Consider the following 17,247-nt stretch of genomic DNA (forward strand, 5'->3'; position numbering starts at 1 on the left):
GCATTTGCTGTGATGCTGATATTGTCTCCTTGTATAAACTGACTATTCGCATTTGGTGCGGTGATGGCTACAGTCGGGGCTACATTCGGTTTTTCGACCACGTTGATATTGACCACTGAAGAAACCGTGGCAGTACCCTTGTTGTCTGTTGCCTTGGCGGTCAAAGCAAATGATCCCATTGGCAGATTTGCCCAGGTGAAGCTGTAAGGGGAGGTAGTGTCTGTTCCCAAAAGAGTGTTACCGTAGTAAAACTCCACTTTTGCGATGGTTCCGTCAGCATCGGCAGCGTTGGCAGTGATGCTGATATTGTCTCCTATAAAGAAGGATGCATTTTGGGCCGGAGAACTGATCGATACTGTTGGAGCGACATTCGCTTTTTCTATACTAAATTTAATCACTTCCGAAATAGAAAATTGTCCTGTATTGTCAGTGGCAATTGCCTTAATCGCATACTCCCCTTCCGAGTATTCTTTCAAATTATATTTATATGGAAATTCATAGAATGTAGAAATCAAATTTTCATTTAAGAACAGCTGAACTTTTTCAATTTCACCTAAACCGCTTGTTGCTTCGATATTCACTTCAATAATATCCAAACCGCCATAGACAGATTTTTCTATTGGAGAGGTAATTTGAACAGTTGGAAGAGTGATTTGAATAAAATGAGCAGAGACCAAGATGTCTTTTTCCAGCATCAAAAATTCATAAACAGAATTCTCACTCACTTTTTGACCGTCTAAACTCCAATAACTAAAAAGATATCCGGTTTGAGGCTCAGCAACAAGTTGAACAAAATTATTAGCGTTAATTTCATACACATTGGTAGCTTTTAACTCAACATTATTCCCGACTGAATTCAAAGATAATTTCGCCTTTCCACCAATGCTATTCCAATTATTCAATAATGATGTGTTTTTGGGAATAGTTTCAGTGATTGAAACACCCTCTTTAACAGATTTAGAATTTGAAGACGCATTTGAGTGAAATGAAAGAATCAAACAGAAGCTAAACCAAAAAAAAGCGACGAAATACCTAGAGAAATTTATGCCTATCATTTTCATTATACTTCTATTTTATACCTAGAATATTGCTTATGTTACCTATAAAAATATACTTCATAATTTAAAATATAATTTTATGCACATGGCATCTAGGGAAATGTTATTTTGTTTAATTATTAATAATCATTAAAAAACAGAATATATTTCGCTTAAACAAGTTGAAAATTTTGGGTCTTTAAAAACTTCAAAGCATCGTTAAACACAGAAAAAATTCAAATTAACAAGTGTGCTGTTCATGTTTACTTTTATGCAGAATGACATTTTTTTCAAGAAAAATCAAGCGCAGTAATTTTTTTGAAAAAATCTGGGAAATATTTCACAATCAAAGACCAAAAAAGATTTGTAAGATTTTTAAAGCCTCCTCTAAAAATAATTCATTCAGTGAAACCAAATAATCCTTCTAACTCCATCACTTTAAAATCACCTGTTGCAATTAAATTTCGAATACATAATTTGAGACTTAAAAAAATGCATTCAACGATTTTGTAAAACAAGGGTCAATATCCCTTCAATCCGAAATGCCCCAACTGAATCCTTTTTTTTCGAAGTGTAGACTTCTTTCTGTTGGTTTTTCACAACGTTTTATAGCACAGACTATATGAACCAAAATCAGACTTCTTTTGACCACAATTTAGGAAAGGGGGTATTTAGGTGTTGTCCTGAAAGAATCGAGCGCGATTCATTTCCTCTATCTGATTAAAAAAAATCCTCTTCTAACCTGGTTCCAATAACATTGAAGAGAGTCCTGAATATTTTGAACTCAAATGCTCACAATCCCATTTGAAACGAGTCAAGTAGGACTAACAATTAAAAAATCATCCGTTATGTCCAATCATTCTAAAAAAAAAATAAAAACAGCTTTGACAAGCCTTTTCCTGTGGCCCTTTTAAGAAAAATGAAATTATTTCATTGATTTAGCCCCACCGCCTCCATTTTCTAATTTTCCTCAAAGCTAAAGCTTTTTTTTATGCTCTTCCATCCATTTTTCATTACCTTTGCAAATTATTAAAATCATTTGCATCACGCCAAAAATCCACCAAAATCATGACTGAGGTCAAGCTCTTTTCAGGGACAAACAGCCACAAATTAGCAGAAAGCATTGCCAGAAATTATGGGAAAAAGTTGGGGGATCTCACCATTTCCAAATTCAGTGATGGCGAAATGTCTCCAAGTTTCAACGAATCCGTAAGAGGATGTACCGTTTTCTTGATCCAATCTACCAATCCTTCTTCGGACAACCTGATGGAACTTTGCCTGATGATAGACGCCGCCAAGAGGGCGAGTGCCTATAAAGTCTGTGCAGTCATTCCTTATTATGGATATGCCCGACAAGACAGAAAAGACAGACCGAGGGTTTCCATCGCCGCAAAGTTGGTTGCCAATATCCTCACCTCTGCCGGAGCGGACAGGATCATGACTTGTGATCTTCATGCGGGTCAAATCCAGGGATTTTTTGATTTACCTTTGGATCATTTGAATGGTTCAGCTATCTTTGTGCCCTATTTGGAAGGCCTTGGTTTGGATAATTTGATTTTCGCAGCCCCTGATGTAGGGGGAGTAGCAAGAGCCAGATCTTACGCCAAGCATTTTGAAGTAGAAATGGTCGTCTGTGACAAGCACAGAAAAAGAGCAAACGAGATCGCTTCCATGCAGGTCATTGGAGATGTAGAAGGAAAAGATGTTGTATTGATCGATGACTTGGTTGATACTGCGGGTACCCTTTGTAAAGCTGCGCAAATCATTATGGACAAGGGTGCCAACTCCGTTAGGGCGATTGCCACTCACGGTGTTCTTTCTGGAAAGGCTTATGAAAACATTGAAAATTCTGTTTTAACAGAATTGGTGGTGACAGACACCATTACAATGAAACAAAAATCCGATAAAATAAGGATTCTTACAGTAGCGGATCTGTTTGCAAAAGCAATCCACGCAGTAACAGGAAATACGTCCATCAGTGCTTTGTTTATTTAAAGAAAAAAACAATCAATTATAATTTACACTTAATAAAAATTTATGAAATCATTAGAGATTATAGGGTTTAAAAGAGCAAATCTCGAATCAAGAGAATTGAATGCACTCCGTGAAGAAGGTAATATTCCTTGTGTAGTGTATGGTCCAGGTATACCTGAACAAATTCACTTCCATTCACCCGCAATTCTTTTCAGACCTTTGATTTATACCCCACATGTACACATGGTGGAATTGAATATCGAAGGAACCATCATCAAGGCAATCTTGAGAGAAGCGCAATATCATCCTGTAAGTGAAAACTTACTTCATGCAGATTTTCTTGCTTACAGTGAGGACAAAGCAATCAAAATCGATATCCCAGTTGTAATCGAAGGTACTTCACCTGGTCTTCAAAAAGGTGGTAAACTCGAAATCAAATCGAGAACACTTTTGGTTAAAGGATTCGCAAAAGATCTTCCTGATACCATTCCGGTTAACATTTCACACCTTGACTTGGGAAAATCTGTTAAAGTTGAAGAATTGACTTCAACAGGTTATGAAATCCTAACGAGCCCTAATGTGTCTATCGCCACCATTGGTATACCAAGAGCATTGAGAGGTAAAAAAGGAGAATAATTCAAGCTTCTCAAATAAATAAAAATCCTGCTTAATATTTTAAGCAGGATTTTTATTTTTAAACCTTTGATTCATTCTAGACATATTTGAAATGAAATATTTGATTGTTGGACTTGGAAATATCGGACCTGAATACGAACTGACCCGGCACAATGTTGGCTTTCTTACCGTCGACAGACTGGCGGATAAGCATGGTGCAACCTGGAAAAGCGGGAGACTGGCTTTTACCGCTGATTTTAAATTCAAAGGACGCCAGTTTTTTCTGATCAAACCCACCACTTATATGAATCTCAGCGGGAAATCCGTAAACTATTGGATGAAGGAGCACAACATTCCCAAGGAAAACATTTTGGTGGTGGTCGATGATGTCGCTCTTCCTTTTGGCAAAATCAGGTTAAGGGGAAAGGGATCGGCAGCAGGACACAATGGATTGAAAAACATCGAGGAATTGACCGGGGGTCAAGATTATCCCAGGGTCAGATTTGGCATTGGAGATGATTTCCCAAAGGGAAGACAAATTGACTACGTACTGGGAAGATGGAGCAAAAAAGAAATAGAAGAATTGCCGATTTTTATGGACAAAGCAATCGAAATGATCGAGGGTTTCTGTACGATCGGGATCAATATGACCATGACACAGTTCAACGATTGATTTTAATTGGTTTGCAAAATTTGGTTTTTAAACTTTTCACCATTTAATTTGCATTCGTTCATCAGTGATTTATAAAGAAGAGGTAAGAGAACAGGCTCAATGACCCTCTGGCAACCATCCAATCCACCGGAAAGGTGCCAAAACCTGCTCGTCTCGACGAGAGCTATAAATTGATTATTATGCATCCAGAACTGATTCCCCTACCCTATTTTATTATTTTCCGTTGCGCATTACTGAATCCCAGGAATTGGGCTTTGTGTCTTGTTGCTCCTATTTATTGTTTTTCACTCTTTCACAAATCCAATAAACCAAAACTTCGCTTCCAAAATTTCAACCTTCTAAAATTGACCAAAAGAATAATAACTGACTCACGTTCAATTCAATTGAACCATGTTCAGTGATTATTCTTTTGTATTTCCGGTCCTGATCGTTTCCGAAATTAATAATAATCAAAAGCCTTCACCCTAACAATCCTATTCACATGTCTTCCAAACCACATTTCGAAACCCAAGCCATACGCATCGCAGCTTCCAAATCCAATCAAAGGGAACATTCCGCACCGATCTACCTTTCCTCCAGCTTTACCTTTGACAATGCTGAAGAAGCGAGGCAAATGTTTGCAGAAGAAATCCCGGGAAATATATATTCTAGGTATGCCAATCCAAATTCAACCGACCTGATCCTGAAAGTTTGTGCCGCAGAAGGCACCGAAGATGGGTTGGCCACTGCTTCGGGAATGGCAGCCATGTTTGGCAGCATTGCTGCCCTTTTGCAACAAGGCGACCATATCTTGGCTTCACGATCACTTTTTGGAAGTACGCACCAATTGCTCACCCGGGTATTTCCAAAATGGGGAATCACCTCCACTTACGGTGACATCTCGGACATTTCCAATTGGGAAAAATTGGTGCAGCCCAATACCAAAATGATCTTCATTGAAACCCCTTCAAATCCAGGCTTGGAAATCATCGATCTGGAGTGGGTCGGGAAATTTGCTGCCGCACATAACCTGATCTTAGTCGTGGACAATTGTTTTGCGACCCCATACCTTCAGCAACCTGCAAAATGGGGAGCCCATATCGTGACCCATAGCGCAACCAAATACATCGATGGCCAAGGAAGAGTTTTGGGAGGTTTGATTTTGGGAAAAGCGGATCTGATCAAGGAGGTCCAGTTTTTTAACAGACATACCGGACCTTCATTATCCCCCTTCAATGCTTGGATCTTGGCAAAAAGCATGGAAACCTTAGCTGTTAGGATGGACAGGCATTGCGAAAGTGCATTGAACATTGCCCAATATTTCGAGAACAGCCAGGATCTTGATTTTGTGAAATATCCTTTCCTACCCTCCCATCCACAATATGACCTGGCAAAAAAACAGATGAAACTTGGTGGTGGAATCATCACCTTGACCTTAAAAGGGGGAATCGCAAGGGCCCAACGCTTTATCGATCAACTGGAAATGATCTCGGTCACGGCAAATCTTGGAGACAGCAGAAGCATCATCACCCATCCAGCATCCACCACACACAGCAAACTAACCGAGGAAGAGCGTGCAAAAGTTGGAATCAGCGATGGTTTGATCCGTCTTTCCGTAGGCTTGGAGCATGTGGACGATATCAAATTGGATGTGGAGCGGGCTTTGGCGCTTTCCCGCTAGTCGTTTCTTTAATATTTCTAATCAAAAGTTTCGCGCCAACTGCTTCTATTCTTTCTAAAAAGAACCTAAGTACAGAAAATCACATAAGCCATTATGCAAAAAACCCTTTCCGTATTCAAATCCGGAAAGGGTTTTTATTTTTAATCTTCCCCCTCCAATTCTTTTTAAAAAATCGACGAAGGGCAAGACTTGAATCTCCAATTTATTATCCTCTCATTTCCTTAAAGGCATTGATCAAGCCATTGGTAGAGGCATCATGGCTAGTGATGGTTTCTTCTCCTTTGAGTTCAGGGAAAATGCCATTCGCCAGGACTTTTCCCAACTCGACACCCCACTGGTCAAAACTGAAGATATTCCAGATCACGCCTTGTGCGAAAATTTTGTGCTCATACATGGCCAGTAAAGCACCCAAAGTATACGGATCCACCTGTTTCACCAAAATGGAATTCGTTGGTCGATTGCCCTCAAAAACGCGGTGCGGTGCAATTTTGGATATGGTCTCTTGTGGCTTGCCCGCTTTTTCCATTTCTGCCTTTACCTCATCAAGGGACTTTCCATTCATCAAAGCCTCAGTCTGGGCAAAGAAGTTAGACATCAGGATTTGGTGATGCTCTCCAATTGGATTATGGGAATTCGCTGGCGCGATAAAATCACATGGAATCAAATGGGTCCCCTGGTGAATCAGTTGATAGAAGGCATGTTGTCCATTTGTGCCTGGCTCACCCCAAATGATGGGCCCTGTTGGGTAATTCACCTTTTCTCCGTCTCTACTTACATACTTGCCATTGGACTCCATGTTGCCCTGTTGGAAGTAGGCAGCAAATCGATGCATGTACTGGTCATAAGGCAAAATCGCCTCAGAGGTAGCGCCAAGAAAGTTGGTATTCCAAATGCCGATCAAAGCCAATAACACAGGTATGTTTTCTTCAAATGGCGTATTTCTGAAATGGTTGTCCATCGCATGGGCACCTTCGAGCAATTTTCTATAATTGTCAAAACCAATGGCACAGGCTATTGGAAGTCCTATGGCGGACCAAAGTGAATATCTTCCTCCAACCCAATCCCAAAAAGCAAACATATTATTGAGATCGATGCCAAATTCTGTAACCGATTTGGCGTTCGTAGACAGGGCTACAAAATGTTTTGCAACCGCTTTTTCTTCCCGCGCATATTCCAAAAACCAACTTCTCGCCGTATGGGCATTGGTCATGGTCTCTTGGGTGGTAAATGTTTTTGAAGCAATAAAGAACAAGGTGGTTTCCGGATCTGCCTTTTTCAGTACTTCCGCAATGTGCGAACCATCCACGTTGGATACAAAATAAATGCTCACTTTGGGATTTTGAAAAGGTTTCAAGGCCTCAGTCACCATTACGGGACCAAGATCTGAGCCTCCTATGCCAATATTGATCAAGGTATTGATGGGCTTGCCAGTATACCCGAGCCAAGTTCCATTCTGAATTTTGTCCGCAAAGGCTTTCATCTGATCCAATACGGCATTGATATCCGGCATCACATCTTTGCCTTCAAAGAGCACTGGCGAATTGCTTCTGTTTCTCAAAGCCGTATGCAGAACCGCTCTGCCCTCTGTCCCATTGATTATTTCTCCGGTAAACATGGCTTCTATCGCTCCTTTCAATTCGGTCTCTTCGGCTAGGGCCAAAAGCTCCGACTTGGTTTTTTCATCCAGCCTGTTTTTGGAATAATCAACCAGAATATCCCCAAACTTGAGGGAATTCTTATCAAACCGAGCGGCATCCGAAAAAAGTGATTTTATGGTGAGGTCTTTATTTTCCTTGGCAAGTTGAGCGAGTGATTGCCATGCTTTGGTTTGAGTAGGATTGATGTTTTTCATAGTTTGAAGAGTTTAATCGGTTTTCGGCATAAAAATAACCATTAAATTTGTCCATTAAAATTTAAGCCCAAAATATAAGGTGATTCCAATGAATTTGTAATCCCGATTTGTCCGTGTCCATATCGATAAAAAAAGCCCTTCAGGATGCAAAACATCCGAAAGGGCTTCCCAATCTAAACTCATCCTCCATACCAACAAGAGTTGACAAAATCGAATCGTCAATCAAACCAATCAAAATTGAGACTTCTTCGGTTGTCAAATTATTTTTTAACAATCGAATACGGGTAGTCTTATATCGGTTTCCTGGATTTTATTTCTTGAGAAAATCTCTCAGCACATAATGAAGAATACCACCATTCTTGTAATATTCAACCTCAATGGCAGAATCCAGTCGGCAGATGACTTGGAAATTCACCTTCTCCCGATCTTCTTTTATCGCTTCAACTTGTAAGGTTTTCAATGTTGATAACCCATCACTTATACCCAAAATGCTGAATGTTTCCTTTCCGGTTAATTTCAGGAAATCGGCATTTTCCCCCGGTAGATATTGGAGCGGCAATACACCCATCCCCACGAGATTGCTGCGGTGTATTCTCTCATAACTTTCGGCCAGCACAGCTTTGATCCCCAAAAGAGTGGTTCCCTTCGCAGCCCAATCCCTGGAGGATCCACTTCCGTATTCTTTACCGACCAAAACAATAAGTGGTGTCTCTTCCTCTCGGTATTTTTTGGAAGCATCATACACACTCATCTCTTCCCCGCTTGGAATATGGGTTGTATATCCCCCTTCCTTCGTAGCCAATTGATTTTTGATCCGGACATTGGCAAAAGTTCCTCTCACCATCACCTCATCATTGCCCCTTCGGGAACCATAGGAATTGAATTGCTTTCGATCAACTCCTCTTTCGATCAGGTATTTACCTGCAGGGGAGTGTTCATTGAATGAGCCTGCGGGAGAAATATGATCTGTAGTGATGGAATCTCCCAATTTGAGTAGCACCTTTGCTCCCAGAATGTCTTTGGAGTCTGAAACCATTTCTGATAGCCCATCGAAAAATGGAGCTTCTTTGATGTAGGTACTTTCCTCAGACCACTGATACACTTCATCCTGGGGAACATTCAGGTTTTTCCATTGGTCATCGCCTTCAAAAATTTCACCATAGCTTTTTTCAAAATCGGCAGGAGAAAGCACTTTACGCATTACTTCAGAAATCTCATCATTGCTCGGCCAAATGTCCTTTAGATACACTGGTTCAAGGTTTGGGTCATATCCCAATGGTTCATTCAGCAAATCCACATCTACCCTTCCCGCAAGTGCGTATGCCACAACCAACATGGGTGACATCAAATAATTCATTTTGACTTGCGGATGTACCCTTGCCTCAAAATTTCTGTTTCCCGACAAGACGGAACTGACGATCAAGTCATTTTCCTCAACGGCCTTGGCGATATGTTTGGGTAATGGACCTGAATTCCCGATGCAGGAAGTACATCCATAACCTACCACATGAAATCTCAATGCCTCAAGGTCTTCCAAAAGTCCTGCGGATTTCAAGTAGTCCGTCACCACTTTTGAGCCTGGAGCCAATGAAGTCTTTACCCAAGGCTTCACATCCAAGCCCCTCTCACGGGCTTTTTTAGCAACCAATCCCGCCCCCAACATCACAGATGGATTAGAAGTGTTGGTGCATGAAGTAATGGCTGCTATCACAATAGAACCATCATAGAGCGCGAATTTTTCATTGTTCAACTTCACCACCACGGTTTTGAGACCATTTTTGACTTTGGTTTCGTATTCGATTTCTGCTTCGGTTTCCGTTTTAGGTTCAGAAGGTTGACTACCACCCTCCTCATACCATCTTCCTTCTTCACGCTTGTCAATGGGTATATATTCCCTGCCATGCGCGTCTTGGAGAATTTCCCCAAATTTTTGCTTGAATTCCCTTACCAAGATTTTGTCCTGGGGTCTTTTGGGTCCAGCAACCGTTGGCTCCACTGTAGCCAAGTCCAATTCCACAACAGAGCTGTATTTGATTTTATCTTCACCCGTTCTCCAAAGCATATTGGCTTTGGCATACTCTTCTACCAATTGAATCTGATCTGTAGAGCGGTTTGTTTTGGCCATATAATCCAGCGTACGCGCATCAATGGGGAAATACGTGACCGTACAGCCAAATTCTGGGGACATGTTGGAGATGGTCGCGCGATCGGGCACCGTCAAATTGTCCAGGCCATTCCCAAAAACTTCAACGAATTTGCCCACGACCCCATGTTTTCTCAGCAATTGGGTTATCGTCAACACCATATCCGTGGCTGTGGTGCCCAAGGGAAGTGTTCCCGTCAACTTCAAACCGACGACTTCCGGTAAAATAAAGTAAATGGGTTGTCCAAGAATAGCAGCTTCTGCCTCGATTCCACCGACTCCCCAACCAACCACACCAATGCCGTTAACCATTGGCGTGTGGGAATCCGTGCCGACCAAAGTATCAGGAAAAACATTGCCATCCCGAGAGATAACCCCCTGCGCAAGGTATTCCAAATTGACTTGATGACAGATCCCCATTCCTGGAGGGACTACAGAAAAGTTATCAAAGGCCTTTTGTGCCCATTTTAAAAACTGGTAGCGCTCCCCATTCCTTTCATATTCCAAGTCAACATTTTTTTGATAACTGTAATTGGTACCAAAATAATCCACCTGAACCGAATGATCAATGACTAAATCCACCGGAATCAACGGATTGATGTTGTTCGGATTCTTTCCTTTTCTCACTGCCTCTGCGCGAAGGGATGCAATGTCCACCACCGCAGGCACTCCCGTAAAATCCTGCATCAGTACACGGGCAGGTTTAAAAGGAATATCTTTGTCCGAAGGCGCAGGCGTCCAATTGGCAAGGGTCTCTATATGTTCTTTGGTGATGGCAAAGTCATCAAAATTCCGAAGGGCATTTTCCAATAAAATCCTGATTGAAAAGGGCAGCGAATCAATGTTAAAACCTGTCTCTTTTAGCTCATTTAAACTCCAATAACTCAATGGTCCTTTTGGGGTATTCAATGTTCTCTTAATCTTGTAGGGATCTAATGACATATCTTTTATTTTTATTGATTAAAAAAAAGTTTGTTCTTTTGCAACATGCATTCTTTATAAATGATTGCCTAATTTACTTTTTTTTACCCTTTTATTAAATTCCTTTCCAATTTTACTCGCGAAATAATTAAATTAAACGACCTCTAGGTACGCTATGAAAATCACCCTTCAAATTATCAGCTTCTTTTTGATCTTTGCTGGATTGCTTCCTTTGATCAAGCGTGATTATTGGACCTTCCGCGTTTTTGATTATCCAAGGATGCAAAAACTCACTTTAACACTGACCATAATATTTATTTGGTTATCAGTATTCTATAATCAACTGGAGATTTTTGATTTGGCCATTGTATCTGCCTTGGTGATCTTGGCCATGTATCTTTTTTGGCAAATCTTTCCCTTCACTCCTTTTTCCAAAAAAATGATTAAGGACGCAAAAGGGAATGATCCTTTAGCCATTAAGGTATTTGTTTCGAATGTGTACCAATACAATACCGATTTTAAAAAAACCACCTCCTTGATTGAAAAGGAAAATCCTGATGTCTTTTTATTGGTGGAGACAGATCAGAAATGGGCAGATGCGATTGAAATTTTTAAAGAAGAATATCCCTATCATATTGAGAAGCCTTTGGACAATACTTATGGGATGCTTTTTTATTCCAAATTGCCCATCAAAAAGGAGCAGCTTTTGTATCTGATCGACGATGAAATCCCATCATTGGAATTGGATTTGGAATTAAGGGATGGTAACCTGATCAAGATATACGCGATTCATCCTACCCCACCAGTTCCTGGAGAAAATACAACCAGCACCGAGAGGGATGCGGAAATACTGATAGTGGGAAAGAAGGCGAAAGCATATGGAAAACCCTGCTTGGTCATTGGAGACCTTAATGATGTGGGTTGGTCCTATACCAGTGAGTTGTTTTTGAAAATCAGCGGGCTATTGGACCCTAGACGGGGAAGGGGGATGTTCAGTACCTTTCACGCAAAATATTTTTTCCTGAGATGGCCATTAGATCATATTTTTGTAAGTAAGGAATTCACTTTGAGAAACATAACCGTACACAAGGGTATCGGCTCAGATCATTTTCCTATCAGCACCAGCCTTGTTCTTAACCCTGCCAACTTAAACGAAGAGAAATCCGCAAATGCCACCGAAAAGAAAGAGGCTAAGGAAAAGATTTCGGATGGAAAAGAAGCTTGATGCCAAGGATTGACAGCGCTTCTGTCTACAATCAAAACCTCATTTTACCTCTTATCTTTTTAACATGAAAGGTGCACAGATTGCCTTTTGGAGTTTAAACTGAAAGAAGATCAGTCTATTAGGCGAATAAGGGCTGATGCAGACAAGGGGAAGTCAAAACAGTGAACAAGGATTGACTATGAAGCAATTACAGGCCGGAATGAAATTGGGAATGGATAACACGGGTTAAATTCTAAAGTGATGGCTTTGAATTTGACACAAAAAAACCTGCCTGAGTGGTCTCAGGCAGGTTTTTTTGTGTCAAAATGAATAACTTTAATTTTTTTCCGCTGCCTTGGCCTCGGCTTTTGCTTTTCTGACAAAGCCTCTTCTAAATGGCCATGTATATTCCAATGCCTCCAAACCCCTATTCAAATTCATGGAAGAGCTGTCCACATTGTCCATGGTGTTTTTTAGCGTGTTGGCAAACTCTGCATCATTGAGCAACATTCCTGCTGCGTTATCAGATCTGTTCAGTTTTTCAGTTACAGTCGTCAGATTGCCTGTCAATTCCTTTGCATTGTCAGCAGTTGCTTGTAAATCTGAAATGGAGGCCTGAAGGTTTTTGTACATTTCCTTATCTGTGGCCAAGTCATTGAATAGTGTACCCTCCTTGTTGAGTTTGGAAGAAAACGTGGTCAATTCACCAATCATCCTGTTGCTATTGACAGAGGCACGCTCTAGATTGATTAAAATCGCCTTAAAATTTTCCTGCAAAACTGTGTCGGTCATCACTGCGCCCACGATTCCTTTTCCATCGGCGATTTTTCCGGTGAGGTTTTTTAGGTCATTGGTGATGGAAACGAGGTTGTTGTTGTTTTCCTGAAGTGTCTCCATCATTTTATCCGTGTCCAATGGCATAACCGCTACCAGTCTGTCCCCATCTTCAACCGGTGGAGATTGAGTGGTACCACCGTAAAGCACAATAATTTTATTTCCAATGAGTCCATCAGAACTAATGGTTGCCTTAGAGTCTTTTCGGATGTAATCGCTCGTCTTGGATTCCACGCTCATCTCGATTTCCACTTGGGAATCCCCATAGAAATTGATTTTTCGAACGGTTCCGATTTTAACACCGGAAAACCAAACATTATTGCCTGTTTGTAATCCAGCAACATCTTCAAAAACCGCTTTGAGTTTGATGCTCTTGACGAATTTTTTTTGTTGCCCACCCAAGGTAAGGATCCCGGCTACCAAAATGGCAATGCCCAGCAATACAAATACCCCTACAATGACAGATTTTTGGTTATCGTTTCTCATTATTGAATAAAATTATAGTCGTAAAATGATTTAATTCTTTCGTCAGTAGCATTTTCGAAAACTTCGGAAAACTCACCGACTGCCTTAAACTGACCATCCAAAAGTACCGCAACCCTGTCCCCCGTGGCTTTTGCACAGGTAAGATCGTGGGTAATGACAATGGAAGATGTATTGTATTCCTCTCTCACCTGAGTGATAAGTGTATTGATTTCCACGCAGGTAATCGGGTCCAATCCTGCCGTTGGCTCATCATATAACATGATTTGAGGATTCAGAATCAGTGTCCTGGCGATCCCGATTCTCTTTTTTTGACCTCCGGAAAGTTCCGATGGCATTTGATTGATGGACTGTGGCAATCCAACCGAATCCAACAAACCTTCAATTTTTGTATCGATTTCCTTGCGGGTGAGGTTTTTAACGTTTCTGACAAGGGGAAATTCCATGTTTTCCCTCACGGTCATACTGTCGTAAAGGGCACTGTTTTGGAAGGAAAAGCCGATTTTAAGTCTCAAGGCATTCAACTCCTTAAGTTTCAGTTCGGAAATCTCCTTTCCCATCACCATTACGCTGCCTTCATCCTTTTTCAACAAGCCCACCAAGATTTTGATCAAAACCGATTTCCCTGAACCAGATTTTCCCAAAACGACTAGATTCTCTCCTTTATAAAGATCCAAATCAACACCCTGCAGGACCTTTAGATCCCCAAAGGATTTTGTTAAGCCCTTCATTTCTGCAATTTTTTCCATCATAATCTATCCGTTTCGGATGGCGTTAACGATCTGTAAACTCAACAACTCCTCAATGAATATCAAAAACATCGACATAACGACCGATGCATTGGCGGCTTTCCCAACTCCTTCAGTTCCTTTTGTGGAGTTATATCCTTTGTAACAACTGACAATCCCAATTGTGAATCCAAAAAACAAGGATTTGATGATGGAAGAGAAAATATCCAGAAAAGAAATGGCTTCAAACACTTGGACAAAGAAAGTGGACATACTCACCAATTCGTTTTGACTGACATTGATATAGGAACCCATCAGTGCAAGAAAATCCGTGTACATGACCAATATAGGCAACATCAAGGTAGTGGCAATCACCCTTGTAACCACCAAATATTTGTAGGGATTGATCGCCGAAACTTCCATGGCGTCAATCTGTTCGGTGACTTTCATCGAGCTAATTTCTGCACCAATGCTTGAACCGACCTTTCCAGCCGCAATCAATGCTGTGACCAATGGACCCATAGCCCTTACCACCGCCACAGAGATCAATGAAGGGAGCCATGAAGTGGCTCCGAACTCTGAAAGGGAGGGGCGGGACTGGTTGGTGAAAACAATCCCCACAATAAATCCTGTGAGGGAAATCAGGGGCAAAGACCTATACCCGATTTCATAACATTGCCGGAGTATTTCTTTGAATTCATAAGGCGGAAACCAGATTTCTTGGAAAAACCGCTTGACAAATGCAAAAGCATCTGCAAGACCGGTAAAAAATTTATCTAAATTCTTGGTAATTGTTGGTCTTCTTTCGTAGGTTTTTTCAGCCATAAGAATTTTTAATCAATCTGCAAAGCTATATGATTTTAAACAACATCAACATGTTATAATCCCAAAATATCAGAAATCACTTCATTTTGCAATGGCTTGATCAAAAATCCTGAAATCTGAGTATAGCCCATGCTATTCTCAATATCATCAGGATCCAAGGATGAAGTGAGCATCTTTACATCAATAAGGATTTTTAGTTTATTCAATTCGTCCAAAAATTCCCATCCATTCATCTCTGGCATATTCACATCCAACATCAATAAATCGGCTTCATTGGTAGCTAACCAATCTAATGCCAAATATGGATTTTCAAAGAAAAACAGTTCTAGATCCGGCCGGAGTCGGAGCATGTTTTTCTTATTGATCATGTGTTGGATTTTATCGTCGTCTACAAATAGTATTCGCTTTATCAATTTATTCATGCCAAAAATCTTTGGAAGTCGTGTTTGGTTTTTCCTGTTTCGTTTTTGGAATTCATGCTGCTTTTCAAGCATTCAGAAAACAGATCAATCCCAAAACAAATTTAAGATTTTATGCCCACTTCGTTCCAATATTTTACGCAAAACGATTTTTAGACTGGTCTAATTTTTTTAGGCTTAACATTTTTAGCCTAGGCTAAATATTATTTATTCATCTATTTTTCAACACTTTAAATATTCATAATTAAAGCTATTTATTGAATTGTTTCCACCCTGATTTGCCCATAAATTTTATCAGAGACATTCGCCTCTTCGTTCTTCAATCCGGTAAAAACCTATCCCCTTCCATGGGACCAGTTTTTTTGAGAGGATCAAATCGACATTTTTATCTACCTTGCTTTTTGATTTTCAAGTCAACAAAAGAATGGAAGAGAAAAGAAAAACCATTGGCCTTCGAAACAAAATCCTGAATATTTTGATTTTTTTTAAAGATCGATTTGATCTTCATGAGGGTAAGGAAGATGAAATCGACACCATAGAATACATCAAAAAAAATGTAGAATTCAAAGGTGCAAATTTATGGATTTTGATTTTTGCGATTATCGTGGCATCGGTTGGACTCAATGTCAACTCCACCGCTGTGATCATCGGCGCCATGTTGATCTCCCCTCTTATGGGTCCCATCATGGGGATCGGATTGGCTGCGGGGATCAATGATTTTGACTTGTTGAAAAAATCCCTCAAGAATCTGGGGATTGCCATTATGATCAGTATCCTGACCAGCACGGTTTACTTCTCTTTCACCCCTTTGGCAGATGCGCAATCTGAATTGCTGGCAAGGACTGAGCCCAGCATATGGGATGTGCTTATTGCACTTTTTGGAGGCCTTGCAGGAATCGTGGCTGGATCCAGAAAGGAAAAGAGCAATGCCATCCCAGGAGTTGCCATAGCCACGGCGCTGATGCCCCCTCTTTGTACTGCTGGTTATGGTCTGGCAACCGGAAATTTTTATTACTTCTTTGGAGCGTTTTACCTATTCTTCATCAATTCCGTCTTCATAAGTTTGTCCACCTACCTGATTGTACGGTTCATGAAATTTCCAAAAAAGGAATTTATGGACAGAAAGAGAGAGCGGACAGTAAGGAATTACATCACCATTTTCACTATCCTGACCATTGTACCCAGTGTTTATTTGGCCTATAATATTGTGACAAGGACCTTATGGGAAAAAAATGCCAAACAGTTTATCAAAACCGAGTTGGATTTTCCAAGAGCCCAGATCATTGCCAGCACCTTGATTTTCGATGCCGACAGCAGTGGAATTGAGATCTCGGTAATCGGAGACAGGATTGAAGAGGAACAAATCCAACTCTTGCAGAAAAAACTGATTGCCTTTAATCTCCCAAAAACCCATTTGAAAATAAAACAAAGCGGGGACAACGGGACAGACATGAACATCCTTCGGTCGGATATCCTAAAGGATCTCTATGAACGCAATGAAGTACTCATCCAAAACAAAGACCAAAAAATTGCTCTCTTGGAAAGGGAAATTGCCGAATACGACCAATCGACCAAGCAAGTGATGGACATCGCAAAGGAAGCCCAAATCAATCATCGGAATCTGGAAACCTTTACCATCAATCGCGCCGTGATCGCCAACTTGAAGGATGAAAAACAGGACACGCTTTTGCTGGCCTTTGCCAAATTCAAATCAAAACCCAACAAAGACGAAACCAAACGACTTACCGATTGGCTAAAAATCCGAACCAAAGCCGATACAATAGCCGTAATCATCGAAACAGGATCGTAAAATAAATCTCACAAAATCCCTGAATCAAGAATCTCGTATCCATTTCATTAAAACAAAGCCTAGACCTCT

Annotated in this window: 13 protein-coding genes and 1 riboswitch; of the genes, 6 read left to right on the forward strand and 7 right to left on the reverse strand. The window is 40.7% G+C overall.

Annotated features, from left to right (window positions below):
* Positions 1–1,061 (reverse strand): Ig-like domain-containing protein (locus F824_RS0115755; protein WP_026333751.1); only part of this gene is annotated, 1,061 nt, incomplete at its 3' end.
* Between the two features lie 1,044 nt (positions 1,062–2,105).
* Between F824_RS0115755 and F824_RS0115765 the strand changes: the two genes are divergently transcribed.
* The 4 genes from F824_RS0115765 (at position 2,106) to F824_RS0115780 (ending at position 5,959) form a co-directional block, all read left to right on the forward strand.
* A complete protein-coding gene (locus F824_RS0115765; RefSeq protein WP_019598885.1) occupies positions 2,106–3,032 on the forward strand; it encodes a ribose-phosphate pyrophosphokinase in 927 nt (308 codons plus the stop codon).
* A 42-nt stretch (positions 3,033–3,074) separates the two neighbouring features.
* Complete coding sequence (locus tag F824_RS0115770; RefSeq protein WP_019598886.1) at positions 3,075–3,647, forward strand: 50S ribosomal protein L25/general stress protein Ctc; 573 nt, start codon at positions 3,075–3,077, stop codon at positions 3,645–3,647.
* A gap of 91 nt (positions 3,648–3,738) precedes the next feature.
* A complete protein-coding gene (gene pth / locus F824_RS0115775; protein WP_019598887.1) occupies positions 3,739–4,299 on the forward strand; it encodes an aminoacyl-tRNA hydrolase in 561 nt (186 codons plus the stop codon).
* Positions 4,300–4,365: 66 nt separating this feature from the next.
* Positions 4,366–4,471, forward strand: a riboswitch (SAM riboswitch).
* A gap of 309 nt (positions 4,472–4,780) precedes the next feature.
* Positions 4,781–5,959, forward strand: a complete 1,179-nt coding sequence (locus F824_RS0115780) for a trans-sulfuration enzyme family protein (protein WP_019598888.1) — start codon at positions 4,781–4,783, stop codon at positions 5,957–5,959.
* A gap of 205 nt (positions 5,960–6,164) precedes the next feature.
* On the opposite strand, the gene pgi is transcribed toward F824_RS0115780, so the two are convergent.
* Positions 6,165–7,811: a glucose-6-phosphate isomerase gene (gene pgi, locus F824_RS0115785; RefSeq protein ID WP_019598890.1), complete on the reverse strand. Its 1,647-nt coding sequence runs from the start codon at positions 7,809–7,811 to the stop codon at positions 6,165–6,167.
* Between the two features lie 310 nt (positions 7,812–8,121).
* Positions 8,122–10,896: an aconitate hydratase AcnA gene (gene acnA, locus F824_RS0115795; protein WP_019598892.1), complete on the reverse strand. Its 2,775-nt coding sequence runs from the start codon at positions 10,894–10,896 to the stop codon at positions 8,122–8,124.
* 154 nt (positions 10,897–11,050) lie between these two features.
* On the opposite strand from acnA, the gene F824_RS0115800 reads away from it, so the two are divergent.
* Positions 11,051–12,100, forward strand: coding sequence for an endonuclease/exonuclease/phosphatase family protein (locus tag F824_RS0115800; protein ID WP_019598893.1), 1,050 nt, complete (start codon positions 11,051–11,053; stop codon positions 12,098–12,100).
* Between the two features lie 315 nt (positions 12,101–12,415).
* On the opposite strand, the gene F824_RS0115805 is transcribed toward F824_RS0115800, so the two are convergent.
* From F824_RS0115805 to F824_RS0115820, 4 genes are read right to left on the reverse strand one after another with little or no spacing between them, the layout of a single operon-like run.
* A complete protein-coding gene (locus F824_RS0115805; RefSeq protein WP_019598894.1) occupies positions 12,416–13,399 on the reverse strand; it encodes an MlaD family protein in 984 nt (327 codons plus the stop codon).
* Positions 13,399–14,148 (reverse strand): ABC transporter ATP-binding protein, encoded by a 750-nt coding sequence (locus F824_RS0115810; RefSeq protein ID WP_019598895.1) that lies wholly within the window; start codon positions 14,146–14,148, stop codon positions 13,399–13,401. Before F824_RS0115810 ends, F824_RS0115805 begins: the two co-directional genes overlap by 1 nt.
* Positions 14,149–14,151: 3 nt before the next feature.
* Positions 14,152–14,949, reverse strand: coding sequence for an MlaE family ABC transporter permease (locus F824_RS0115815; RefSeq protein ID WP_019598896.1), 798 nt, complete (start codon positions 14,947–14,949; stop codon positions 14,152–14,154).
* Between the two features lie 53 nt (positions 14,950–15,002).
* The gene (locus F824_RS0115820) at positions 15,003–15,371 is read right to left on the reverse strand and encodes a response regulator (RefSeq protein WP_026333752.1); all 369 of its coding nucleotides are present in this window, start codon (positions 15,369–15,371) and stop codon (positions 15,003–15,005) included.
* Between the two features lie 421 nt (positions 15,372–15,792).
* Here F824_RS0115820 and F824_RS0115825 point away from each other — a divergent pair, with 421 nt between their 5' ends.
* On the forward strand, positions 15,793–17,178 hold the full coding sequence (locus F824_RS0115825; protein WP_031327069.1) for a TIGR00341 family protein: 1,386 nt from the start codon (positions 15,793–15,795) through the stop codon (positions 17,176–17,178).
* Positions 17,179–17,247 lie beyond the last annotated feature (69 nt).

This window comes from Rhodonellum psychrophilum GCM71 = DSM 17998 (genome assembly GCF_000381545.1).
GTDB classification, from domain to species: domain Bacteria; phylum Bacteroidota; class Bacteroidia; order Cytophagales; family Cyclobacteriaceae; genus Rhodonellum; species Rhodonellum psychrophilum.